The following is a 23468-nucleotide window of genomic DNA, read 5'->3' on the forward strand; positions in this document are numbered from 1 at the left end:
AAATGCATTCTCCTGTGGGAGCGAGCCTGCTCGCGAAGGGGACATTACAGACAGTAACAAGACCCGACCCCATCAATGGTGTAAGCTCTCGGGTTCTTCGGATTCGACCCATTGCGAGCCCTATGCCGTCGCTTTTCAAACGCTCCCTGCTGCCCAAGTTGCGCAGTTTTTCGCTGGCGGCCGATGCCGTTAGCGTCCTCTGCGGTGCTGCAGAATTCCGTCATTGCCTGCTGGAGAAAATCGCCAGCGCGACCCGGCGCATCTACATCGTTGCGCTGTACCTGCAACAGGATGAAGCCGGCCAGGAAATTCTCGATGCCTTGCACGCGGCCAAACTGGCGCGTCCGGAACTGGACGTGGTGGTGGTCGTCGACTGGCTGCGCGCCCAGCGCGGCCTGATCGGTGCCGGCAAGCAACCGGGCAACTCCGCCTGGTATCAGGAAATGACCCGCACCCATGCCAGCGAAGTGCCGATCTACGGCGTCCCGGTACAAACCCGCGAACTATTCGGTGTGTTGCACCTTAAAGGCTTCGTGATCGATGACTGCGTGATCTACAGCGGCGCGAGCCTGAACAACGTCTATCTGCACAAGTTCGACAAGTACCGCTACGACCGTTATCACCTGCTGCACAATCGTGAACTGGCCGATTCGATGCAGCACCTGGTGCAGCACGGCCTGATGGCGTCCAAGGCGGTGCACCGCCTCGACCTGCCGAACCTGCCGACCACCCGCAGCCTGCGCAATGACATCGGTGACCTGCGCAGTCGCCTCAAGCACGCGGCGTACGACACCACGCGGGGCACCACCGACAGGACCGGTTTGTCCGTCAGCCCGCTGCTCGGCGTCGGCAAGAACAATCCGCTGAACCGGGTGATCTGCGAACTGATCGCCAGCGCCCAGCAGCAACTGACCATTTGCACCCCGTACTTCAACCTGCCGCTGGCGATCATCCGCGAGATCAACCGCGCACTGGCCCGTGGGGTGAAGATCGACATTGTGGTCGGCGACAAGACGGCCAACGACTTCTACATTCCGCCGAGCGAACCGTTCCGGGTCATTTCGGCGCTGCCGTACCTGTACGAAATCAGCTTGCGTCGGTTTGCCAAGCGCCATCAGCGCAACATCGACAGTGGGCAGTTGAACCTGCACCTGTGGCGTGATGGTGACAACACCTATCACCTCAAGGGCATGTGGATCGACCGGCGCTATACCTTGCTGACCGGCAACAACCTCAACCCGCGGGCGTTTCGACTCGATCTGGAAAACGCCTTGTTGATCGATGATCCCCATGGCGAACTGCTGGAGCCGCGTCGCAAAGAGCTGGCAGAGATCTTCCAGCACACCCGTCGCATCGAGCACTTCCAAAACCTGGATACCCTGGCCGAATACCCGGCGGGCGTGGCCAAGTTCCTCAAGCGCGTGAGTCGCGTGCGGATCGAGCGGCTGCTCTACCGCATCTTGTAGACCCAGCGAACTTCTGAAAAGCAATCGCGAGCAGGCTCGCTCCTACACTGGTTTTATGTGGGAGCGAGCCTGCTCGCGATGAGGACCTTACCGGCGCTGTAAAACTCAGTTCAAACCCAGCTTCCCACGCAAAGTCGACAAATCTTCAGCCAAAGTATTGACCGGCCCGACCAGCGCCTTGCGGTTGGCGTCCTTCACTTTGTCGTAGGTCGCGAAACCACCGTCCCCGGTCTTGTACTTGGCCAGGATCCTGTCCACGGTAGCGAAGTTCTTGTCGACCTTGGCCACGAAGGCGGCATCCTGCTTCTCGATCTGCGGACGGAACAGGTTGACGATTTTCTTCGCACCGTCGATGTTGCCCTGGAAGTCATAGAGGTCGGTGTGGCTGTAGCGGTCTTCTTCACCGGAGATCTTGGTCGCCGCCACTTCTTCGAGCAGCGCGGCGGCGCCACCCACCACTTTCTCGGGCGGGAAGGTCAGGCCGGCGACGCGGGTTTGCAGGTCTTTCACGTCCTTGTTCAAGCCGTCAGCCAGTTTGCCCAGGTCTTGGGTGCTTTTTTCCGAGAACAGTGAGTATTCGAGGCGGTGGAAACCGGTGAAGTCCTCGGCTTTCACGCCTTTTTCGTGATCGTCGACGCGGGAGTCGATGGATGCATCCAGGTCACTGAACAGCTCGGCAATCGGCTCGATCGACTCGTAGTAGACGCGGGTCGGCGCGTAGAGTTTTTGCGCGGTGGCCAGGTCGCCTTTTTTCACGGCGTCAGTGAATTGCCGGGTGTGGCTGGCCAGTTCATCCAGTTGCTCGGTCACGTAGATCTTGTAGTCCGAGACCGGCTCCACCAGGTCCAGCGGCGCGGTGGCTGCGAACGCCGAAAGCGGAGTGTTGAACAAGCCAAGGGTCAGCATTAACGCCAGGGGCGACTTTTTCATGGGGCGGTTCCGTGAGGGTTGTTGTCAGGCAGTTGTTTTTGGGGACGTGGCATCGAGCAGCGAACGACCGATGAAATCCTGGTCGCCGGTGACGCCCGGTAGCGTGAAGAAGTAGCCGCCGCCGACCGGCTTGAGGTATTCCTCCAGCGGTTCGCCGTTGAGCCGGGTTTGCACGGTGATGAAGCCTTTCTCCAGGTCGGCCTGGTAGCAGATGAACAGCAGGCCCATGTCGAGCTGGCCGTTCTTGTTTACGCCGTTGGAGTAGTTGAACGGCCGGCGCAGGATCAGGTTGGCCTGGGTTGCGGCAGTGCGCGGGTTGGCCAGGCGAATGTGTGCGTCGAGCCGGGTCAGCTTGCCTTGCGGGTCTTTGCTGTAGTCCGGCACTTCGCTTTCGTGGGCACCACCCATGGGCGCACCGGTGCTTTTGACCCGGCCGAGAATGCTTTCCTGTTCCTGTAACGGCGTGCGGTCCCAGCGTTCAACGAAGTTGCGAATGATGCGCACGGCCTGATAACTGCCGTTGGCGGCCCATGCCGGCTCATCGCTGCCGGGCTGCACCCAGACGATGCTGTCCATGGCCTTGGCGTCGTTAGAGTCGGGGTTGGCTGAACCGTCGCGAAAACCGAGGAAATTGCGCGCACTCTGTGCTGGTACGCCTGGTTTTGCCGGGGCCTGGGGCGGTACGCTGCCTTCCTGTTTCCAGCGCACCAGCAACAGGTCCGGCAGGTTTTTCACGATGTCGCGCAGGGCGTGGATGTTGGTGTCGGTGGTGTTGGCGCAGAACTGGAGGCTCAAGTCGCCATGGCAGCAATCGGCTTCCAGCGCGTCGTTGGGGAAGCCGACCATGCGCGTCAGCCGCTTGGGCTTGGCGGCGGCCAGGCCGAAACGTTCGTCGAACAGCGATTCGCCCACCGACACGGTGATGGTCAGGTTATCCGGGGTGACGACCGGACCGAGAATGCCCGAGTCCACGGGCGGCAGCTTCGGGTCGACCTGGGTCACCGGGCCGCCCTGCATCAGGAACGTTATGCGCTGGTTCATGGTGCGAAACAGCCGCTCAAGGTCGTCACGGTCGCTGGCCAGCACATCGAACGACACCAGCATGCCGGCCGCCGGGCGCGGCGTGACAATGCCGCTCTGGTGCCGGCCATGGAACGCGTGACGGTCGAGGGTTTTGTCGCTGCTCGGCGCTTCGGTGACTTGCGCAGGGTTGGCGGCCATGGCCGGGCAACTGAGTGCTACACCTGCGAGGGCGACGCCGGCGGCGCCCATACCCATCAGTACGCGGCGGCGCTGGAGATTGAATTGCTCTGGATCGTTCATCGGCTGACGTCTTCTGCTGACAGGCCGGAAAGGCCAAGGGCGGGATCGATTGCATCGAGTTCGGTGGCCAGTGCCTTGGCCTTGTCGGCGATCTGTTGGCGCTGATTGGCGCTGACACTGTCGTAGCTGACGTAACCGTCGCCGACCTTGAAACCATTGAGTTCGGCGTCGAAGGCGTTGAGGGCACTGTCGATATTCGGCAGCAACCCGGGTGCGGACTTGCTCAGCATCGGACGCAACAGGTCGACGACTTTGCGGGTGGCGTCGAGGTTGCCGGCGAAGCCGTTCAGGTCGCTGTGGCTGTAGCGTTCTTCTTCGCCGCTGCTGGCGCGTACATCGGCAATGCCGTTGAGGTTGCGCACCATGATGCTCACCAGTTGCTCCGGCGGCAGTGACTGGGCCAGCAACTGTTGTTTGAGGGTGGTGACGTCCGCCAGCAGACGCTGGGCAGCGGGCGCCAGGCCCGCGAGATCACGTTGTTGAAACAGTGCGTACTCGATGCGGTGGAAACCGGTGAAGCCCGGGTCCTGCTCGCGTTTTTCGAAATAGTCGGCGCGGGCATTGATGGCGTTGTCCAGTTGCGACAGGCGTTGAGCGGCAGGCGCCACACGCTGATACGCGACGCGCGCCGGCACATACAAGGCTTGCGCCTGGCTCAGGTCACCGGACTCGATGGCTAGCTGCAGGGCGCTGACGGCTTTGATCAGCGCGGTGCCCTGGCTGCTCAGGTACACGCGGAACTCCGACAGCGGCCCGACAAACGCCACCATCGACGGCCCGTTTTTAGCGGCGGCCTCGGAGGCCGCTGTCGGCGTGACGTGCAAGGTGCCACGGGGGTTGCTCAGCAGTCCGCAAGTGATGCTGTAGTCGCCGGGCTGCAGGTTGGCGTTGATCACCTGGCTCAAGCCGGGGGCGATGTTTTCCCGCTCTTCGATCACCAGCACGCCGTCGAGGATTTCCCATTCCACGGCGCGCTCGGAGCGATTGACGATGCGAAAGCTGGCGCGACCGGCCGGGACGGTGAGCGCATTGGGTTCGCAGCTGTGGGGGTGGATGGTCACCAGCACCTCATCGTGATTGGCCTGGCGCTTGGCCGCGGCGATTTGCGCGGCGTAATAGAACAGGCCGCCGGCGGCGATCATCACGATCACCGAGCCGGCCACCGCCCAGCGCAAGGCGCGGGGAGGGGAAGCCTGGGGTGGGGCTTGATTTGGCATGGGAGCCCTTACTGGCTGGAAACGGAAGAAGATTGCCGGGCGGGTGCGCCGGCCGGGGAGAAGAACATCACCAGCGCCACCAGCAGATAGATCAGATACGCACCCAGAGTGCTGACGGTCGGGGCATCCTGGTAACCGAACATGCCGGCCAGCACCGAGCCCAACGGGCCGTCCATCGGCAGCGTCGCGCTGAAGTCGAACAGCACGGTTTGCAGGTGGTTCCACAGCCCGGCTTCGTGCAGCGCCTGCACCGAGTTGGCGAGGATGCCGGCCGCCACCACGAGGATGAACAGGCCGGTCCAGCGAAAGAACGCCGCAAGATTCAGGCGCATGCTGCCGCTGTAGATGAGCAAGCCGATGACGATGGCCAGGACCAGGCCGAGCAGGGCGCCGATCGGTGCCGCCGGGCCCTGGCTTTGCTGGAATACCGCGAGCAGGAAGAACACGGTTTCCAGGCCTTCGCGGGCCACGGCGAAAAACACCATGGCGATCAGTGCAATCACCTGGTGTCTGGAACCGCTCAACGCGTGGTCGAGGGATTCGTGTAGCGAATGCTTGATCGAGCGCGCCACCTTGCGCATCCAGAACACCATGGAGCTGAGAATGCCGACGGCCACCAGCCCGACGACGCCTTCAAACAGCTCCTGTTGTTTCTGCGGAAACTCGGCACTGACCAGTTCCAGGCCACCGCCCACCAGCAAGGCGAGGGCGACGGCAAGAAACACCCCGATCCACATCGCCGGCAGCCATTGGCCGCGACCGGTCTGTTTGAGGTAACCGGCGATGATGCCAACGATCAACGCGGCCTCGACACCTTCGCGCAGCATGATCAGGAAAGGAACAAGCATTCAGCGGCGTCTCGAACTTAGTTAGGGAGCTAAGTTGTAACATAATGACACTCATTCCCATATGGTATTGATTGGCAATTACCTGAACGTAACCTGAACAACCCTGAAGGTCAGCACACCCCTTGGGAGACCCCCCCTGTGGGAGCGAGCCTGCTCGCGAATGACGGCCTGTCAGCCAACTCAATTCTCAAGCGCGAACGAACCCCGCGATCAGGCCGGCCGGTAGGCCGCCTCGCTTTTGCTTTTGCTTTTGCTTTTGATCTTGATCTTCTTGCCCCCTCGTGAGGCCGAGTGGAGGTTCTGCGCAGTGGGCAACCCGGCATGGATGCCGGGTTAGCCGCCGCCGGCCATGGATGGCCGATGGCGGCGGGCCCACGGAGCAGGACCGGAGCGAGGGCATGCCGAGCCTAGGCGAGGCACCGAACGTCAGGGGCAAGAGCCCTTGGTTACTTGGGGCTTTTCCAAGTAACCCGCCGTAAGGGCGGAACCATAAGCCGCCGTTACCGCAGAAACGGATATGTACACCCTCGAAAATCCATGCCGCCTGCCAAGCAGCCATCGTCGGAACGCCGCCCGGACCAAGCTCACTCCCACAGGGTTATTCGATCAGCGCCAGGCGGGTGGTTTCAGCTAATATGCCCCCCCACTCGAACAAGAACAGGGCTTGTCGCAATCCATGTCGGAAAAAGACACCATCTCCATTCAACTGGTGCGTGAAGCACTGTTGCAAAGCTGCGCGCCAGGAATCGCCACGGACGAGGTGTTGATCAAGGTCGGCATCGACCCGCTGCTATTGGGCAGCACCGACGCCCGTGTTCCGGCCACGGCTTATGCGCGCCTGTGGCGGTTGCTGGCACGGCGCGGGGATGATGAGTTCTTTGGCATGGACCCACGCAAACTGAAATCCGGCAGCTTTGCGTTCCTGTGTCGCAGCGCCATGCTCCAGCCCAACGTGGCGGCGGGACTGACCTGCGGCCTGGACTTTCTGTCGTTGATGCTTGAGCACTTGCCGGCGCAGCTGGTGCGTCAGCAAAGCCTGGCGGAAATCGTCCTGCTGGAGGACGACAAAGACCCGCGCCGGGCCTTCACCTATTTCACCTACTGGATGATCGTGCACGGCGTTGCCTGCTGGCTGGCAGGACGGCGGATTCCGATCCTGGCCATCGAACTGCGCTGTTCGAAGCCGGATTTCTGCGATGACTATCAGGTGATGTTTTCCGAGAACCTGCGCTTCGACCGCCCACGCACGCGGATGATTTTCTCCGCCGATTACCTGGACCTGCCGATCAAGCGCAGCCCTGAAGAACTCGAGCGATTCCTGGCCCGTGCGCCGGCGAACATTCTGGTGAAGTACCGCGATCCGCAGAGCCTGGCCAGCCGCATCAAACACGACCTGCGCCACCTGCCGGCCGAACACTGGCCGGAAACCGAAGCCCTCGCGCAACGCCTGTGCATGTCGGCTTCAACCTTGCGCCGCCGATTGGCCGAAGAAGGGCAAACCTATCAAGGCCTCAAGGACGGCGTGCGCAAGGAGCTGGCGATTGTCTGGCTGGCGGAGCCGGCGATCAGCTTCAGCGAAATCGCCACGCGGCTCGGGTTCGCTGACGTCAGTTCGTTCTACAAGGCGTTTCGCAAATGGTCGGGGTCAAATCCTGGGCATTACCGCAGCCTGATTCTCAATGACACCGAGTAGGTTCAGCGGCGCAACGGTCATTTCTTCCCAGGCTGTTAACGGCTGCCAGTGATTGGCCCTGGCAGATTGAGCGTGCCACTGTCCACGAAGCGCATGGTGTTGAACAGGCCACCCGAGAGCTTGCCGTGCAGGATATAAGGCATGTTGTTGAGCGTTTTCATTTGGCTGATGCCATAGGTCTGGCGGACCATCGAAAACGCCGAAACGCTGACCGGTACGCTGACGACGGTGTCGGAAAAGCGCCCGATCGTACCCCTCTCATCGGTGACGCCAGAGGCGAAGGGCTGGCCGTTGATGTCCAGGTCCAGCGCGACGCCGCTGTAGGTGACGGTGATGTCATTGGGGTTCTGCACGCGGATTCTCACGGCAAAGCGTACTTCCATGCCCTCGCCTTGCAAGGGCTCGACGCCCACGACGTTGATTTTCAATGGGTCTCGATTGGGCAGAGAGGAGCAGGCGCTCAGGCAGAGCAGGAGGGAAATCAGGACTGCGTGGGCGCTGCGCATGGACGTGCTCTCATCTGAAAAAGGGCTGAACCGTCAGCGGCTCAGCCCTTGAGCCGGTCTAGCGGTTTGACTGTGCGACCACCGCAGCCTTTGCGGGTTCATCCCTGACGGTCACATCGGGGTTCTGCATCACCTGAAGCACGGAGGCTTCCGGATCGAATTCGTCCTCTTCCAGTTCGATGAATTCCTCGGGCAGGAAGATATTAAGAACGATAGCGCACAGCGCGCCGACGGTGATGGGCGATTCGAAAATGTTGTGCAGGGCCTTGGGCAGTTCACGCAAGACTTCCGGTACGGCGGCCACGCCCAGGCCCATGCCGACGGAAATCGCCACGATCAGCATGTTGCGCCGATGCAGGCCGGCCTCGGCCAGAATCTTGATCCCGGCCACGGCGACGGTGCCGAACATCACCAGTTCGGCGCCACCGAGCACCGGTTTCGGCATCAGTTGCAGTACCGCGCCGATCATCGGGAACAGGCCAAGCACCACCAGCAAGCCGGCAATGAAAAACGCCACGTAGCGGCTGGCCACGCCGGTGAGCTGGATCACCCCGTTGTTCTGGGCGAAGGTCACCATCGGCATGCTGTTGAACACCGCGGCCATGGCCGAGTTGAGGCCATCGGCGAGCAGGCCGGACTTGATCCGGCGAATGTACACCGGGCCTTTGACCGGTTGCCGGGAGATCATCGAGTTGGCCGTGAGGTCGCCGGCGGCCTCCAGCGGCGACACGAGGAAAATCACCGCCACCGGAATGAACGCCACCCAATCGAAGGAGAACCCATATTTGAAGGGTACCGGTACGCTCATCAGCGGCACTTCGGGCAGGCTGTTGAAATCCACCTGGCCCATGAGCCATGCCACCCCGTAGCCCAGGGTCAGGCCGATGACAATCGCTCCCAGGCGCAGAAACGGCACGTCCACCCGGTTCAACACCACGATGGTTCCCAGCACCAGCGCCGCCAGGGCCAAGTGACTGGCCGCCCCCAGATCCGGGGCGCCGAAGCCTCCGGCGATGTCGGTCATCGCCACCTTGATCAGCGACAAGCCCATCAGCGTGATGATCGTCCCGGTCACCACCGGGGTGATCAGCATGCGCAGTTTGCCGATGAACTGGCTCAGCACCACCTCGATGAACGCGGCAAAAAAGCACACACCGAAGATGGTCGAGAGGATCTCTTCGGTGCCGCCGCCCCGGGCCTTGACCATGAAGCCGGCGCTCAAAATCACACTGATGAACGAGAAACTGGTGCCTTGCAGGCACAATAGGCCCGAGCCCACCGGACCGAAGCGCCGCGCCTGGACGAAGGTGCCCAGGYCGGAAACGAACAGCGCCATGCTGATCAGATAAGGAATTTCGCTTTGCAGGCCCAAGGTGCTGCCCATGATCAGCGTCGGGGTGATGATGCCGACGAAACTTGCGAGCACGTGTTGCAGGGCGGCGAAGAGGGTGGCAGTCAGATGCGGGCGGTCATCGAGGCCGTAAATCAGGTCGCTGTGGCGTGGAGCGGGGGCTTTTTCGGAGGCGGTCATGGTGGTTTGCGTGCCAGAAGGCGGGCCGGGTCAGAAAATGGAGGCGCAGGATACCAGAACCGCCCGGCCACGGCAAAAGAACCTCCAAAACAGCGACTTACAGTCGAGGGGCGAGCACCTCGCCCACACTGCGGCGTTTGGCGTGCAGTTGGCTGGCCTGGATCAACTGTTCAAGGTCTTCGGGCGTGACGTCGTAGAACGCTTCCATGTCGGCCAACGCCAGTTTCAGGTCTTCGGCAGTGATGGCCTGACGGTCGACCGGCGGGTGATCGGCATGAATCCTGGCCACCGGTTCGCTGGCACTCTTGGGGTAACGAACGCGGGTCAGGTTGTTGTAGGCCAAGGCGCAGAACAGCATCGTCGCTGCGCTGAGCATCACCGGTTCAATGGCTCTCCAGTCCATTGCAATGGTTGCCGGATCGGCCAGCACCAAGGTCAGGGCCAATGCACCGGCCGGTGGATGCAGGCACCGCAGCCAGCACATCAGGATCAACGCCATGCCTGCCGCCAGGCAAGCGCTCCCGAGGGTTCGGCCCAACACATGGGCCACCAGCAACGCAATCACCGCGGCGCTCAAGTAGCCGCCCAGAATCGACCAGGGTTGCGCGAGCGCGCCCGAAGACACGGCAAACAACAGTACCGCCGACGCCCCCAGCGGGCCGATCAGGTGCTGGGCCACCTCAATGCCGAACACCTGGCTACAGAGCCACACGCTCATCAGTGTCCCCAAGGCCATGCCGATGGCGGCGCGGCTCCATTCGGTGGGGCGGGTGTTGATGGCGGCGGGCAACCAGCGAGCAAGCATTCCGAGAAAACTCCGGCAAGAAAAATTCGAGGCAAAAAAAGGGCTTAGCTGGGAAACCCAGAAAGCCCTTGAAGGTGTTCCAACTGTTGGGGGAGGAACGCGCACAGTGTGCCGTTCAATCCATCTACTGACAAATTCATATTAATGAGCTTTCAGTGCATTAATTTTGCTGTAAGTTGCCCCGTCGGCCGCTGATGTAGCACAGCAAACCACCCAAGGCAGCGAGTGCACTCAAGGCATAAAACATCGTCGGCGCCGGGGTGTGCATCAACATGAAGCCGCAAATCACCGGGCTCAACGCACCGCCAAGTGCAGCAAGGTTTTGTGCGCCGTAGTAACTGCCGCGCAGTTCTTCCGGAGCCAGGGTGTCGACGAAGAGAAACTCGGCCGGGTAAATGATGATTTCACCGAGGGTAAAGATAAACATCGCCACGCACCAGCTCACCAGGCTGTCCGCCAGGCTGAAGCCGATCAGCCCGAGGATGAACAGGCCGGTGCCGGCCACGATCCATTGGCGCAGTTGCTCGCGCTTGAGAAAACGCCCGATCTGGTATTGCAACAAGATCACACTGATGGCGTTGCAGGCGAGCAGGGCGGCCATGATTTCCATGGTGTGCTGGGGGCTGCTGGTTACCAGCAAATACTGCGACAGGTAAAAGGTAAATCGCCCGTGCACCACGGTGCTGAGCAGGCAGCCACCGGTGAACAGGATCAGGGTGCGGTCGTTTTTCAGGGTGATCAGGGTTTTGAGGAAACTCTGAGTCTGACCGGTGACAGACGAACGCGCCGGGTCCTTCGCGATCCCGATCATCAGGAAAATACTGAAAAAAGCGATGGCCGCAGCCACCAGGAACGGTGCACTGGTAAACAGGCCGGCGATCAGCACACCGAGCATCGGCCCGACAGCGTAGCCAATGTTGGTCAGGGTATAGCTCAGGGAAAACGCTTTGGCGCGCTGGCCCACCGCCAGGTTGTCGCTGAGGATCGCTTTCGAACCGATGAGGAACAGCGATGAGGCGGTTTCGGTGACAATCAGGGTGATCGTGGTCAGGTAGAGGTTTTCAGCAAAGGTCAGCAACACCAGGCCGACAGCGCTGGATGCCATCGAGAGAATCAGCAACCGGCGTTTTTCGAAGCGATCGATGATGTAGCCGCCATACAGGGAGAGCAGGGTGGCGACGAACACCGCAATGCCGAGCAGCAAGCCAACGTCCTGTTGGTTGAGGCCAAGCTTGTCGCTGACGAACAGCGTGAGCAACGGGCTGGTGATGGCGCGGCTGACGACGATGGTCAGCGAGCAGATCAGCAGGCGGCGGATGAGGGGGGAGTAGCTGGTCACGGCGTGAATGTCCTTATTCGCTTGGGCCGGCATCAGCCCGATCGTGAGCGCTACTCTAGCAGTCGGACACTCGGTCGTTGCTACGGGATTTGCTTGAGGTGCAGCAGCACGAAATCATTCTTGTCGAAACGCCCGCTCAACACGGGTGGCAATGCACCTATAGCCGTGCCTTGCAGTGTCTTGTAAACGTTCAGGTCCATCATCAGCCACGCCGGGCCCTTGAGGGCGTCAAGTTCCTGGTGTGAATCGGTGAACTCCGGTTGCAGGCCTTGATTGATGTTGACCATGAACTTGATGGCTTTGGCATCCTTGCCCATCGCGTGCATCACCAGTGGTGCGGGGTCTTTTTGCACGAGTTCAAACGCTTCGTGGCTGAAGGTCCGGGTGTCGTAAAGCTGTCGCTGGATCGGCTCGAACTGCAGGATATATACCGACCACAGTGCCAGGACTGCGCAAAGGGCGAGAGTCTGCGCGCGCCAGCGGGGATGCCTGAGCGCTACGACGGCGACCGCTTGCAGCGCGCCGAGAATGATGAACAACGACGTGAGATGGGCCACGTCTTCGGGGAATCTTCGCTGTATCACCAGCAAGGTCACGATCAGCAACCCCGGAATCAGCAGCCATAAGCCCTGCATCAATACGCGCAGCCAACCGAACAGCCGACCTTGCACGGCGTAAAACGGATAAGCCGCCATGATCGCCGCCATGGGCAGAATCGGCAGCAGGTAACGGGCCTTTTTTGCCTGCGGGACGGAAAGGCCGACCATCACGATCAATCCGGCAGCTGCGCAGTACAGCGTCAGGCGCAATGCCGGGCCTGACTGTTGTCGGCCAGAAGCGGCGACCGCCACCAGCGCCAGCACTGCCAGTGGCCAGGCCAGTGCGTAGTTGCCTACCGAACTGGTGAAGTAATACAACACCTCGTTGGAGCCCTCGCTGCCGTCCATGCGTCCCATGAACTGCATGCGAATCACGTCCTGCAAAAAGGCCGGGCCGCCACTGACGTCCGCCAGCCACAACAAAAGCCCGACGCACACCGCCAACAGCATGGACGCCAGCAATCCGAAGACCAGCATTCGTCTCCATTGGCGATTTACCAGGAAATAGCTGCACAGCATCCCCGTAGGAATGACCAGGCCGATGGGCCCACGAATCCAGAAGCCCAGCAGCAACAAGGCGTAGATCAAGGCCCAGCGACGCGGAGCGGCAAAGTGATCGGCGGTATAACCCAGGTAAAACACACTGAACGCGACGGCCGCCAGCATCAGGTCGAGGGAAACGGCGCGGGTTTCAGTGATAAAGGTGTTGGTCAGCAGCATCAAGGCGATGCTCAGCAGCGCCCAACGCGTGGAGTAGGGCGCCAGCAAGCGGTACATCAAGGTGACGATGACCGCTGCGGCGATGGCGCTCGGCAGCCATGCGGTCAGGCTGGTGACCTGGCCGAACGGCAGCGAAAGCAGCCAGATGAATAGCGTTGAAAGTCCCGAATAGTCTGCGTAGGGCTGGCCATAGGTCGTCGGAAAAAACGACGGCCCATTGCGCAGCATCTCCTGGGCGAACAGCACGAAGCGCGAATCGAAGCCGATGGCTGCCTGCTGATACATCCCGGCGCAGAACAACAACAGCGCCAACAGACCCAGCGCGAGGGACTGTTGGCGGATGTGAGGGATCATGAGGTTCAGGCGACCACTGATTCGGTTGACCATTGCTGGTACGGAATCGGCAATTTGCGCGACTCGCCGCGGCCGATCGGGAAGTAGGTGAAACCGATGCGTGCCAGACGGTCTGCGTCGTACAGGTTGCGGCCGTCGAAGATCACCGGGGCGTTGAGCCGCTGCTGGATCAACTCGAAATCCGGGGCCTTGAACTGTTGCCATTCGGTGCAGATGATCAACGCATCGGCGCCGGACAAGACCGACTCAGGCGTCCCCATGAGCATCAGTTTCGATTCGTCGGGATACAGTTTCTGGGTTTCCTGCATGGCTTCCGGATCGAATGCGCGGACATTCGCCCCGGCGGCCCACAACGATTCCAGCAATACCCGGCTCGGTGCATCGCGCATGTCGTCAGTGTTGGGCTTGAATGCCAGGCCCCACAAGGCAAAGGTCTTGCCACGCAAGTCGCCCTTGTAGAATGCGTTGATGCGCTCGAACAGCTTGTGTTTCTGCCGCTCGTTGATGGCTTCCACCGCTTGCAGCAGGTCGCTGGAGCAATGAGCTTCTTCGGCGCTGTGGATCAGGGCGCGCATGTCCTTGGGGAAGCATGAGCCGCCGTAGCCGCAACCGGGGTAGATGAAGTGGTAACCGATACGCGAGTCGGCGCCGATGCCCAGGCGCACCGATTCGATGTCGGCACCCAGGTGTTCGGCCAGTTCGGCGATCTGGTTGATGAAGCTGATCTTGGTCGCCAGCATGCAGTTGGCGGCGTACTTGGTCAGCTCGGCGCTGCGCAGGTCCATGAACATGATGCGTTCATGGTTGCGGTTGAAGGGCGAGTACAGGTCGCGCATGACGTCGCGCACTTCATCGCGTTCACAGCCGACGACGATACGGTCCGGACGTCGGCAGTCGGCCACGGCCGAACCTTCTTTCAAAAATTCCGGGTTGGAGACGATATCGAATTGCAATACACGCCCGGCATTGAGCAGGCATTTGTCGATGTGTGCACGCAGGGCATCGCCGGTGCCGACCGGGACGGTGGATTTTTCCACCAGGATCGCCGGTTGCTCGCGATGCCGTGCTACCGCGTCGCCTACCGACATCACGTAGCGCAAGTCCGCCGAGCCGTCGTCCCGGGACGGAGTACCGACTGCGATGAACAGCACCTGTCCGTGCTGGACGGCGAATTTTTCGTCGCTGGTGAACTGCAACCGCTTGGCGTCAAGGCCTTCGCGTACCAGGCTGGCCAGCCCGGGTTCGAAGATACTCACGTGGCCCTGTTTGAGCAGTTCGACTTTTTTCTCGTCAACGTCCATGCAGACCACGTCGTGACCGACTTCCGCCAGTACCGCTGCCTGCACCAGGCCAACATAACCGCTACCAAACACACTGATTTTCATGGGGCACTCCTAGATTCGGGCGCACGAGCAGGTCGAGAATTGATGGTAATGACGCCGAGGATGACTAATGCCACGCCAAGGCTCTTTGTAAGGCTGAACGCTTCGTTGAACAGCGGCAGGCTGGCGGCCAGCAGGTACACCAGCGCGTAGCTGATGCTCAGCAACGAGTAGGCCCGGCCCAGGGGCAGGTCCCGCAGGGCGGCGAGCCAGCAGAGCATCGACAAGGCGTAGGCGAAGATGGCCAGGAGGACCACGGCAACCGCTGTCAGGTCGATGGGGGCGCTGAGCCATTGTTCGGGTTGTGGCAGGTGACTCATGCTCCAGCGCATACCCAGCTGGGCGGCGCTGACCAGCAACACGCTGCCCAGTGCGAAGGTAATGCCGCGACTCAGGTTCATGCGTGTTGCCCCAGCAATGCCACGCCGCCGATCACCAGCGCCACACCCAGCCAGTGGCGGCGGTCGATGGTTTCGTGGAACACGAAACGCGCCACCAGGGTGATCAGCACGAAGTTCAGGCTCAGCATCGGATAGGCAATCCCGACTTCCAGGCGTTGCAGCACCAGCAACCACACCAGCAGGCCCAGCCCTAGAGAAGCCAGGGCCAGCCAAAGCCAGGGCGAACGCAGTTTGTCCGTCCACCCGGAAGGTTTGCCGCGCCAGCTTTCTACCGCATATTTCTGTGCGATCTGGCCCAGGCAGGTCAGCAGACAGGCCACCAGTAGCAATAGCAGGCTCATGGTGTCGCCTGAGGGATAATCAAAATCACCAGATTGCCTTGTTCATACCGCTTGCCCTCTTTGGGCAACTGTTCAAGTTCGTGCAGCTCTTCTTCGCCCTTGACCCGCATGACCACACCCACCGAGCCTTGCTGGCGGGCGTCGTGCATCCACTGTTGCACCTGATCGGGGTTGACGCGCTGCTTAAGCGAATCAGGATAGGCAAGGCCATATTTCAATTCGCCTATCGTGTTGAAAAAAGCCACCTCCGGCCGTTTCACCCGCCAGGACAACGCCGACGCGGCCCCCAGGTCGTTGCTCAACAACTTGGCACTTTGGCCGAGCTCCTGGGCGTGATCGAGGATGAATTGGTCAGGCGTTTTATTGGCGACTACGGAGTTGGGCAGTCCGGCAGGCAACAAACCGACGAGCAACAAACTGCCAAAAGCCGGGGCTGCCCAGCACTGCAACGGGCGGAAGGCCTGCAGCAGGTTGGCCATGATCCAGCCGATCAAGCCGATGAACACCAACACCAGGTTGTGCAGTTCATGATCGTAGATCGGCTTTTTCAATTGCAGATAAACCAGGGCCAGCAGGGTGACCACACCCACCACCAGGTTCAGCAGGCCGTTGATGCCCGGGACGCGACCTTGCTCCAGCTTCAATCGGTCAGCCAGTGCATGGCCGAGCAACAATGCCAGGGGTAACAGGCACGGCAGGATGTAGGCCGGCAACTTGCCCTTGCTCAGGCTGAAGAAAAACAACGGCATCCACAGCCACAGCAGCAGGAACGCGATATTGGACTGGCGTCGGGTCTGCCAGGCTTGCTTCAGCGCCGGCGGCAGCAATGCAACCCACGGCATGCTGAAAGCCACCAGCAATGGCAGGTAATACCACCATGGCGCGTCATGCTGGGCATCGTCCCCGGCAAAACGGCGGATGTGTTCGTGCCAGAAGAAAAACCGCCAGTAGTCGGGCTCCTGGGCGTGCACTGCCAGCGCCCATGGCAGGCTGACGACGATGGCGACCACGACCGCCACCGGGCCGTAGACCAGTAGTTCACGCCAGCGTTTTTGCCAGATCATCCAGGGTAGGGCGATCAGCACCGGCAGCAACCAGGCCAGGAAACCCTTGGTCATGAAGCCCATGCCGCAAGCCAGACCCAGCACCGCCCACGCGATCAGGCGTTGCCCGCGGCTCGTGCTGTCGAGCGCGAACCATAGCGCCACCAGGCTCAGATTGACCCAAAAGGTGAATTGCGGATCGAGGTTGGCATACCCCGCCGAAGCGGCAATGACCGTGAAGCTCATGTACAGCAGCGCGCAGGCGAAACTTTTGCGTGGTTCGTTCCACATCCGGCGGGCGACCAGGTAGCACAGCAGCACGCTCAAGCCGGTGCTCAGGGCCGAGGCGAAGCGCACCCCGAACAGGTTCTGGCCAAACAGCGCCTGACCGATGGCGATCATCCAGTAGCCGGCCGCGGGTTTTTCGAAATAGCGCACGTCCATGAAATGCGGCGACACCCAGTTGCCGCTCAGGAGCATGCCCTGGCTGATCTGGGCGTAGCGGGTTTCGTCAGGAATCCATAAGCCATGACTGCCCAGTGGCAGCAGGTACGCCAGCGCCACCATGACCAGCAATAACGGCAAAGCCCAGCGCTTGCTCATGCCCCTTGTACTCCCAGCCAGCCTTCGCGACCTTCGAGTGCACCGCGTACCACGCGGCCGATCGGTAAACTGTCAGGTGCCTTGGGCAGCAAGTCGCCCAAGGGTTGAAAATGTATAGCCCGCTGACGCGCATCGCTCAGCAGTTGACGGAAATCGTTGGCCATCAGAATCCCTTCTACCTCGGCATGGATCGTGTAGACATTGAGTTTTTCCGGTGTGAACCGGTCCAGGATGAACGTGTTGAAATCCTTGGCGGCGACGGTCGGCCCGACCACTTCGTCGAAGGTCGGCAGGTCCACCGGGATTTGCGGTGCGCCCAGGCGACCATCGGCCAATCGCGGCTGGAACAGGCTCAGGCCGCGACAGTCGCTGTTATAGCGAAAGCCGAAACCCTGCTTGGCTTCAATCACACGCTCGTCGGCACGCCAGCCGGCAGACGCCGAGCAGGTGATCTTTTCCCCGAGAATGTCGCTGAGGGTGTCCACGCCACGGCGTATCTGTTCGACCAGTTGTGCCTCGCTCCAGCGCCCGGCGTTGGCTTGCCAGCCGTGGTGATCCCAGGCGTGCAGGCCAACCTCATGCCCGGCATCCCGGGCCTGGCGCATCAAGTGCCCCAGGTCGCGGCCGATCGGTTTTCCAGGCCATGCGGTGCCGGCCAGCAGGATGTCCCAGCCATACAGGCCGGCTGCGTTGGAGCGGAGCATTTTCCAGAGAAACTGTGGACGGATGAGGCGCCACAAGTGGCGCCCCATGTTGTCCGGCCCGACACTGAAGAAGAACGTCGCCTTGACCTGTGCCTCATCAAGGATTTCCAGCAGCCGGGGCACCCCTTCACGGGTGCCCCGGTAGGTGTCGACATCGATCCGCAGTCCCGCCTGCATCAGCGCTTGTCCGCGATTTCGAGCATGGCCTCGCGCAAGAAGAAGTCCAGGGTGTTGCCGATGGTTTCGCTCATCTCCACGGTTGGCGTCCAGTCCAGCAGACGCTTGGCGTTGGCGATGCTTGGCTTGCGGTGCGAAACGTCCTGGTAACCGGTGCCGTAGAACGCCTTGCTTTCGATGTCGCGGAAACCGGCGAACGGAGGGAAGTTGGCGCGCAGCGGGTGAGCTTCGAACTGACGCAGCAGCTCTTCGCCCAACTGGCGGATGCTGGCTTCGTTGTCCGGGTTGCCGATGTTGATGATCTGGCCGTTGCAGACATCGTTGTCGTTGTCGATGATGCGCGCCAGGGCTTCAACACCGTCGGCGATGTCGGTGAAGCAGCGTTTTTGCTCGCCACCGTCGAACAGCCGAATCGGCGTACCTTCCACCAGGTTCAGGATCAACTGGGTAATGGCGCGGGAGCTGCCGATACGGGCTGAATCCAGGCGGTCCAGGCGTGGACCCATCCAGTTGAACGGACGGAACAGGGTGAAATTCAGGCCCTTCTGGCCATAAGCCCAGATCACGCGGTCCAGCAGTTGCTTGGAGACCGAGTAGATCCAGCGTTGCTTGTTGATCGGGCCGACCACCAGGTTGGAGTTGTCTTCGTCGAAGTTGTTGTCCTGGCACATGCCATAGACTTCCGACGTCGAGGGGAAGATCACGCGCTTGTTGTACTTGACGCAGTAGCGAACCAGTTTCAGGTTCTCTTCGAAGTCCAGTTCGAATACACGCAGCGGGTTACGGGTGTATTCGATTGGCGTCGCGATGGCCACCAGCGGCAGCACCACGTCGCACTTCTTGATGTGGTACTCGATCCACTCGGAGTGGATGCTGATGTCGCCTTCGACGAAGTGGAAATTCGGGTGGCTGCGCAGGCGGTCGATGGCGTCCGAACCGATATCCAGGCCGTAGACTTCGTAGCGGTCGTCGCGCAACAGGCGCTCGGACAAGTGGTTGCCGATGAAACCGTTGACGCCGAGGATCAGCACGCGGGTGCGACGCGGGGCACGACCGGATTCGGCACCGCGCAGCACGGAACCGTCCACCAGGCCCAGTTCGTTGGCCAGTTGCGGACCGCTCAGGTACAGACCGTTGTCGTTGCGCTGGCCGGCGTTGATGATCAGCGAGTCTTCACCGCAGGCGATGCGCAGCGGGTCAACGCTGATGACGCGGCCCGGCGCCAGGCCTTCGTTGCCCTTGGCGACTTCGGCGCTCCAGACAATCAGCTTGTGCTCGCCCACCGCGCAGAAGGCGCCCGGGTACGGCTGGGTCACGGCGCGGACCAGGTTGAACAGTTCTTCGGCCGGTTTGGCCCAGACCAGTTTGCCGTCGGCCGGGGTGCGACGGCCGAACACCGTGGCCTTGGTTTCGTCTTGCGGTGTTTCGCTGGCTTTGCCTTGCAGCAGCGCCGGCAAGGTGTCACGCAGCAGGTCAGAGGCTGCCAGGCGCAGTTTGCCGTGCAGGCTCAGCGCCGTATCGCTGCGCTCGATCGCGACCTTTTGCTGGGCAACGATGGCGCCCGCATCGGCGCGCTTGACCATGCGGTGCAGGGTCACGCCGGTTTCCGTTTCGCCGTTGACCAGCACCCAGTTGGCCGGTGCGCGACCACGGTAGCGCGGCAGCAGGGAACCGTGCAGGTTGAACGCGCCTTTGCGCGCCGTGGCCAGCAGCGGTTCGCTCAGCAGGTTGCGGTAGTAGAAGGAGAAAATGTAGTCGGGATCGAGCTTGGCGATACGCTCGATCCACAACGGATGGTTGGCATCTTCCGGTGCATGCACCGCAATGCCGTGGCGGGCGCAAAGCTGTGCGACGGAACCGTAGAACGCATTCTCCTTCGGATCGTCGGCGTGGGTGAACACCGCAGCGATCTCAAAACCGGAGGAGAGCAGGGATTCGATGCCGGCGCAGCCAATATCGTGGTAGGCGAAGACAACAGCTTTTGCACTCATGAAGGAACCTGATCTGAAGAAGTGGAAGTAAGGCCGTCGACGGTAACAACGGAAGAGGGGGATTCGGGCTGGCTACGCAGCACCTTTTCAATGAAAAAGCGCGGGCGTGCGCGCACGTCGCTGTACATGCGGCCCAGGTATTCACCCAGCAGGCCCATGCCGATGAATTGACCACCGGTGAAGACGAACAGCACGGCGAACAGTACGAAGGTACCGCCACCGGCCCAGCCAGCGCCGAACACCAGGCGCAGCAGGATCAGTGCGATAGCGAACAGCACGCCCAGGGCCGCCATGCCGACGCCGACGATGCTCAGCAGTCGCAGCGGCGTGGTGGTCATGCAGGTGACCAGGTCGAACATCAGGTTGATCAGGCGCATGGGGCTGTACTTGGAATCGCCGTGTTCACGCTCGGCGTGGGTCACGAGGATTTCCGTGGTATGGCGGGCAAAGCTGTTGGCCAGGATCGGAATGAAGGTGCTGCGCTCACGGCAGGCGAGCATGGCGTCGACAATGGTGCGACGGTAGGCGCGCAGCATGCAGCCGTAATCGCTCATGGCCACGCCGGTGGAGCGTTGCACCGCGAGGTTGATCAGCTTCGATGGCCAGCGGCGCAAGGCCGAGTCCTGGCGGTTATTGCGCACCGTCGCGACGACGTCATAGCCAAGTTCGGCCTGCGCTATCAGCCGCGGGATTTCTTCGGGCGGGTTTTGCAGGTCGGCATCGAGGGTGATGACGACATCGCCCTTGCACTGTTCGAAACCGGCCATGATCGCCGCGTGCTGGCCGTAGTTGCGGTTGAGGATCACCGCCACCACCGGGCTGCCTTCACGGGAGGCGGCGTCTTCCAGGATCTGCGCGGAGTCATCACGGCTGCCATCGTCGACCAGCACGATTTCATAGGCCTGGTGCAACTGCTGGCAAGCCGCTTCAGTGCGCCGGAGCAATTCAGGCAGGCTTTCCTGTTCGTTGTAGACCGGAATGACGATCGAAACGAAGTTGATTGGGTAAGGTCTCAAAGGCTTCTGTCCATACAGTTTTCGATGGCACCGACGACGCGCTCGACATCATCGGTGGTCATGTCGGGGAATAACGGGATCGAACACAGCCTCGCCGAATTCCATTCGGTGTTGGGCAGGTACAGGTTGGGGTAACGCTGGCGGTAGTAAGTGTGCAGGTGCGTTGCAATGAAGTGAATACCTGTGCCGACATTCTGTTCCAGGAGGGCTTTCATGAACGCTTCGCGATCCAGCCCGCAGCGCTCGGCATCGATACGCAGGATGAACAGATGCCAGGCGTGTTTTTGCGAATAGGCGGGGACGGCCAGCGGCTGCACCGGCAAGCCTTCCAGGCGCTGCAGGTAGGTCTGGGCCAGTTGAGTGCGCCTGGCGTTGATCTCGTCCAGGCGTTCCAGTTGCACCAGCGCGATGGCGGCGTTGATGTCGGCCAGGTTGTACTTGAAGCCGGGTTCGACTACTTGGGCCTGGGGCTTGCGGCCGTGAGTCAGGCGGTCGTAGGCATCAACCCCCAGCCCGTGAAACTTGAGCATGCGGACCCGCGAGGCCAGGGCTTCATCGTCGCTGACGAACATGGCGCCTTCGGCGCAGGTCATATTCTTGATCGCGTGGAACGAAAAGATCGCCGTGCCTTTGGCGCCGACGTGACGACCTTTGTAGAAAGTGCCTGCGGCGTGGGCGGCGTCTTCGATTACGGCAATGCCGTGTTTGTCGGCCAGGGCGTAGAGCGGATCGAGATCAAATGCCGCACCGGCGTAATGCACCGGGATGATGGCTTTGGTGCGCGGGGTGATCGCGGCTTCGATAGTGGCCACGTCGGTCATCAGCGTGTCGCGGTCGACGTCGACAAACACCGGCGTGGCACCCAGCAGGGTGATCATGTTGGCGGTGGACACCCAGGTCTGCGACGGCGTAATGACTTCATCGCCGGGACCGATGCCCAACGCCAGCAGGGTGATATGCATCCCGCCGGTGGCCGAGGAAAGTGCCACGGCATGTCGGCAACCGACGTAGTTGGCGAAGTGTTCTTCCAGTGCCTGGTTCTTCGGTCCGGTAGTGATCCAGCCGGAGCGCAATACTTGCTCTACGGCAGCGATTTCTTCGTCGCCGATGCTGGGACGGGAGAAAGGGAGAAACGCCTGACTCATGGGCACCTCAGGGGCTGAAAACGAAAATAGCCTTTGAGGCTAAAAGGGATCCAAAAATCATCATAGACGCTAAATCAGAATCTACATCAAATCAACTAGTTACTGGATGGAAGCAAAAAACTGCGTCAGTTGACTTTTTCCGCGATGGCCGGCAGGTTGGGCATCCGTCTGGGCAGCGCCGAGTTTATAGAAGGTTATGCCCGATTTTGTGAAAGGAACATGAAAAAACGGTTGGGGAATCATTTTATCTGAAGGCTATTAAGCCGCTGTTCAGACTTCTTCCGTTTATCGCGTTTTTCAGGAAAAGTCCTACAAGTGTATTGTCTTTTACATCGTCGTTATTTCACTTCTTAGTTGTTTCATTGAACTGTTTACATTCAAGGCTGTTTCGTTTGATTGACTTACCTGTTACTGACTCACGCTCACCCCTCACCAATCCGCTGACCCTGTATCTGGCGCGACTGGCGCCATCCAGCCAGCTGACCATGCGTTATGTGCTGCAGGATGCCGCCGACCGCCTGGGCTTCGAAGACCAAGATATCGAGGAAATACCCTGGCACAACCTGCAGCCCGAAAACGTGATCGCGCTGGTGGCCACCTTGCGTTCGGATGGCTATGCGCCGAACACGTCTTCGCTCTATGTCAACGCGGTGCGCGGGGTGATGAACGAAGCGTGGCGCATGAGCCTGATCTCTCAGGAGCATCTGTTAAAGATGCGTACGGTGAAGGGCATGGCCGGCACTCGGCTGTCCCAGGGGCGCAATCTCAGGCGCACGCTGATTCAGGAACTGATGGCGGTCTGCGCCGCCGATCCGCGGCCACAAGGCCTGCGGGATGCAGCGATCATCGGGATTTTGTACGGTTCGGGAATGCGCAAGTCCGAATCGGTGAACCTGGAGCTGAATCAGGTCGATTTCACCGAGCGCAGCCTGCGGGTGACTGCCAAGGGCAACAAGCAGTTGATCAAGTACGCGCCGGCCTGGGCCTTCGCCAAGCTTGAAGCCTGGCTTGAGCTGCGCCGTTCGCTGCTCAAGGACGGCGAGTCGGACGACCCGTTTCTGTTCAACCGCATCCGCCGTGGCAGCCATATCACCCGTGAGCGCATCACCAAACATGCGATTTATTACATCGCCCGGCAGAGGGGCGCGCAGGTCGGGGTGAAAATCATGCCCCACGACTTCCGGCGTTCATTTATCACCCGGGTAATCGAAGAGTATGACTTGTCGATTGCGCAGAAGCTGGCGCACCACAGCAACATCCAGACCACGGCCAACTACGATGTGCGCGATGACAACGAGCGGCGTCGGGCGGTGGATCGATTTGACCTGTGAACG

Annotated in this window: 20 protein-coding genes; 3 read left to right on the forward strand and 17 right to left on the reverse strand. The window is 60.8% G+C overall.

Annotation, left to right across the window (positions count from 1 at the left end; genetic code table 11):
• Positions 1 to 122: 122 nt before the first annotated feature.
• Positions 123 to 1466, forward strand: coding sequence for a CDP-diacylglycerol--serine O-phosphatidyltransferase (gene pssA, locus AC1DVE_RS27900; protein WP_223532017.1), 1344 nt, complete (start codon positions 123 to 125; stop codon positions 1464 to 1466).
• Between the two features lie 105 nt (positions 1467 to 1571).
• Here pssA and efeO (AC1DVE_RS27905) read toward each other — a convergent pair whose 3' ends face one another.
• From efeO (AC1DVE_RS27905) to efeU, 4 genes are read right to left on the reverse strand one after another with little or no spacing between them, the layout of a single operon-like run.
• A complete protein-coding gene (gene efeO, locus AC1DVE_RS27905; RefSeq protein WP_223461134.1) occupies positions 1572 to 2396 on the reverse strand; it encodes an iron uptake system protein EfeO in 825 nt (274 codons plus the stop codon).
• A 24-nt stretch (positions 2397 to 2420) separates the two neighbouring features.
• The gene (efeB, locus tag AC1DVE_RS27910) at positions 2421 to 3719 is read right to left on the reverse strand and encodes an iron uptake transporter deferrochelatase/peroxidase subunit (protein WP_223532015.1); all 1299 of its coding nucleotides are present in this window, start codon (positions 3717 to 3719) and stop codon (positions 2421 to 2423) included.
• A complete protein-coding gene (gene efeO / locus AC1DVE_RS27915) occupies positions 3716 to 4936 on the reverse strand; it encodes an iron uptake system protein EfeO (protein ID WP_223532013.1) in 1221 nt (406 codons plus the stop codon). The genes efeB and efeO (AC1DVE_RS27915) overlap by 4 nt, the downstream gene beginning before the upstream one ends.
• Before the next feature lie 8 nt (positions 4937 to 4944).
• Positions 4945 to 5784, reverse strand: coding sequence for an iron uptake transporter permease EfeU (gene efeU / locus AC1DVE_RS27920; RefSeq protein WP_223461140.1), 840 nt, complete (start codon positions 5782 to 5784; stop codon positions 4945 to 4947).
• Positions 5785 to 6460: 676 nt separating this feature from the next.
• Between efeU and AC1DVE_RS27925 the strand changes: the two genes are divergently transcribed.
• Positions 6461 to 7477, forward strand: a complete 1017-nt coding sequence (locus AC1DVE_RS27925) for an AraC family transcriptional regulator (protein ID WP_223461258.1) — start codon at positions 6461 to 6463, stop codon at positions 7475 to 7477.
• A gap of 35 nt (positions 7478 to 7512) precedes the next feature.
• On the opposite strand, the gene AC1DVE_RS27930 is transcribed toward AC1DVE_RS27925, so the two are convergent.
• The 13 genes from AC1DVE_RS27930 to arnB all read right to left on the reverse strand — a co-directional run bounded on the left by AC1DVE_RS27930 (position 7513) and on the right by arnB (position 22134).
• Positions 7513 to 7983 (reverse strand): LEA/WHy family protein, encoded by a 471-nt coding sequence (locus AC1DVE_RS27930; protein WP_223461141.1) that lies wholly within the window; start codon positions 7981 to 7983, stop codon positions 7513 to 7515.
• A 58-nt stretch (positions 7984 to 8041) separates the two neighbouring features.
• A complete protein-coding gene (locus AC1DVE_RS27935; RefSeq protein WP_477784351.1) occupies positions 8042 to 9514 on the reverse strand; it encodes a nucleobase:cation symporter-2 family protein in 1473 nt (490 codons plus the stop codon).
• A 97-nt stretch (positions 9515 to 9611) separates the two neighbouring features.
• A complete protein-coding gene (locus AC1DVE_RS27940) occupies positions 9612 to 10319 on the reverse strand; it encodes an HPP family protein (RefSeq protein ID WP_223461145.1) in 708 nt (235 codons plus the stop codon).
• A 160-nt stretch (positions 10320 to 10479) separates the two neighbouring features.
• Positions 10480 to 11691: an MFS transporter gene (locus tag AC1DVE_RS27945; protein WP_263287174.1), complete on the reverse strand. Its 1212-nt coding sequence runs from the start codon at positions 11689 to 11691 to the stop codon at positions 10480 to 10482.
• Positions 11692 to 11738: 47 nt separating this feature from the next.
• On the reverse strand, positions 11739 to 13331 hold the full coding sequence (locus AC1DVE_RS27950) for an ArnT family glycosyltransferase (RefSeq protein ID WP_223461147.1): 1593 nt from the start codon (positions 13329 to 13331) through the stop codon (positions 11739 to 11741).
• Between the two features lie 5 nt (positions 13332 to 13336).
• Complete coding sequence (locus AC1DVE_RS27955; RefSeq protein WP_223461149.1) at positions 13337 to 14716, reverse strand: UDP-glucose dehydrogenase family protein; 1380 nt, start codon at positions 14714 to 14716, stop codon at positions 13337 to 13339.
• Positions 14713 to 15114 (reverse strand): 4-amino-4-deoxy-L-arabinose-phosphoundecaprenol flippase subunit ArnF, encoded by a 402-nt coding sequence (gene arnF / locus AC1DVE_RS27960; RefSeq protein ID WP_223461151.1) that lies wholly within the window; start codon positions 15112 to 15114, stop codon positions 14713 to 14715. Before arnF ends, AC1DVE_RS27955 begins: the two co-directional genes overlap by 4 nt.
• A complete protein-coding gene (gene arnE / locus AC1DVE_RS27965; protein WP_223461153.1) occupies positions 15111 to 15455 on the reverse strand; it encodes a 4-amino-4-deoxy-L-arabinose-phosphoundecaprenol flippase subunit ArnE in 345 nt (114 codons plus the stop codon). The genes arnF and arnE overlap by 4 nt, the downstream gene beginning before the upstream one ends.
• Entirely contained in the window at positions 15452 to 17101 is a 1650-nt protein-coding gene (gene arnT, locus AC1DVE_RS27970; RefSeq protein WP_223461155.1) for a lipid IV(A) 4-amino-4-deoxy-L-arabinosyltransferase, read from the reverse strand. The genes arnE and arnT overlap by 4 nt, the downstream gene beginning before the upstream one ends.
• Positions 17098 to 17982, reverse strand: coding sequence for a 4-deoxy-4-formamido-L-arabinose-phosphoundecaprenol deformylase (gene arnD / locus AC1DVE_RS27975; protein WP_223532012.1), 885 nt, complete (start codon positions 17980 to 17982; stop codon positions 17098 to 17100). Before arnD ends, arnT begins: the two co-directional genes overlap by 4 nt.
• Positions 17982 to 19973 (reverse strand): bifunctional UDP-4-amino-4-deoxy-L-arabinose formyltransferase/UDP-glucuronic acid oxidase ArnA, encoded by a 1992-nt coding sequence (gene arnA, locus AC1DVE_RS27980; protein ID WP_223461159.1) that lies wholly within the window; start codon positions 19971 to 19973, stop codon positions 17982 to 17984. Before arnA ends, arnD begins: the two co-directional genes overlap by 1 nt.
• The gene (gene arnC, locus AC1DVE_RS27985) at positions 19970 to 20989 is read right to left on the reverse strand and encodes an undecaprenyl-phosphate 4-deoxy-4-formamido-L-arabinose transferase (RefSeq protein WP_223461161.1); all 1020 of its coding nucleotides are present in this window, start codon (positions 20987 to 20989) and stop codon (positions 19970 to 19972) included. The genes arnA and arnC overlap by 4 nt, the downstream gene beginning before the upstream one ends.
• Complete coding sequence (gene arnB / locus AC1DVE_RS27990) at positions 20986 to 22134, reverse strand: UDP-4-amino-4-deoxy-L-arabinose aminotransferase (protein WP_223461163.1); 1149 nt, start codon at positions 22132 to 22134, stop codon at positions 20986 to 20988. Before arnB ends, arnC begins: the two co-directional genes overlap by 4 nt.
• Positions 22135 to 22526: 392 nt before the next feature.
• On the opposite strand from arnB, the gene AC1DVE_RS27995 reads away from it, so the two are divergent.
• A complete protein-coding gene (locus AC1DVE_RS27995; RefSeq protein ID WP_223461165.1) occupies positions 22527 to 23465 on the forward strand; it encodes a site-specific integrase in 939 nt (312 codons plus the stop codon).
• Positions 23466 to 23468: the final 3 nt, after the last annotated feature.

Source organism: Pseudomonas sp. P4_B4 (genome assembly GCF_056402255.1).

What these genes read in the sequence shown, in the direction of transcription:
- pssA (WP_223532017.1), top strand. Translation starts at nt 123, where the DNA reads ATGCCGTCGCTTTTCAAACGCTCCCTGCTGCCCAAGTTGCGCAGTTTT.
- efeO (WP_223461134.1), bottom strand. Translation starts at nt 2,396, where the DNA reads ATGAAAAAGTCGCCCCTGGCGTTAATGCTGACCCTTGGCTTGTTCAAC.
- efeB (WP_223532015.1), bottom strand. Translation starts at nt 3,719, where the DNA reads ATGAACGATCCAGAGCAATTCAATCTCCAGCGCCGCCGCGTACTGATG.
- efeO (WP_223532013.1), bottom strand. Translation starts at nt 4,936, where the DNA reads ATGCCAAATCAAGCCCCACCCCAGGCTTCCCCTCCCCGCGCCTTGCGC.
- efeU (WP_223461140.1), bottom strand. Translation starts at nt 5,784, where the DNA reads ATGCTTGTTCCTTTCCTGATCATGCTGCGCGAAGGTGTCGAGGCCGCG.
- AC1DVE_RS27925 (WP_223461258.1), top strand. Translation starts at nt 6,461, where the DNA reads ATGTCGGAAAAAGACACCATCTCCATTCAACTGGTGCGTGAAGCACTG.
- AC1DVE_RS27930 (WP_223461141.1), bottom strand. Translation starts at nt 7,983, where the DNA reads ATGCGCAGCGCCCACGCAGTCCTGATTTCCCTCCTGCTCTGCCTGAGC.
- AC1DVE_RS27940 (WP_223461145.1), bottom strand. Translation starts at nt 10,319, where the DNA reads ATGCTTGCTCGCTGGTTGCCCGCCGCCATCAACACCCGCCCCACCGAA.
- AC1DVE_RS27945 (WP_263287174.1), bottom strand. Translation starts at nt 11,691, where the DNA reads ATGCCGGCCCAAGCGAATAAGGACATTCACGCCGTGACCAGCTACTCC.
- AC1DVE_RS27950 (WP_223461147.1), bottom strand. Translation starts at nt 13,331, where the DNA reads ATGATCCCTCACATCCGCCAACAGTCCCTCGCGCTGGGTCTGTTGGCG.
- AC1DVE_RS27955 (WP_223461149.1), bottom strand. Translation starts at nt 14,716, where the DNA reads ATGAAAATCAGTGTGTTTGGTAGCGGTTATGTTGGCCTGGTGCAGGCA.
- arnF (WP_223461151.1), bottom strand. Translation starts at nt 15,114, where the DNA reads ATGAACCTGAGTCGCGGCATTACCTTCGCACTGGGCAGCGTGTTGCTG.
- arnE (WP_223461153.1), bottom strand. Translation starts at nt 15,455, where the DNA reads ATGAGCCTGCTATTGCTACTGGTGGCCTGTCTGCTGACCTGCCTGGGC.
- arnT (WP_223461155.1), bottom strand. Translation starts at nt 17,101, where the DNA reads ATGAGCAAGCGCTGGGCTTTGCCGTTATTGCTGGTCATGGTGGCGCTG.
- arnD (WP_223532012.1), bottom strand. Translation starts at nt 17,982, where the DNA reads ATGCAGGCGGGACTGCGGATCGATGTCGACACCTACCGGGGCACCCGT.
- arnA (WP_223461159.1), bottom strand. Translation starts at nt 19,973, where the DNA reads ATGAGTGCAAAAGCTGTTGTCTTCGCCTACCACGATATTGGCTGCGCC.
- arnB (WP_223461163.1), bottom strand. Translation starts at nt 22,134, where the DNA reads ATGAGTCAGGCGTTTCTCCCTTTCTCCCGTCCCAGCATCGGCGACGAA.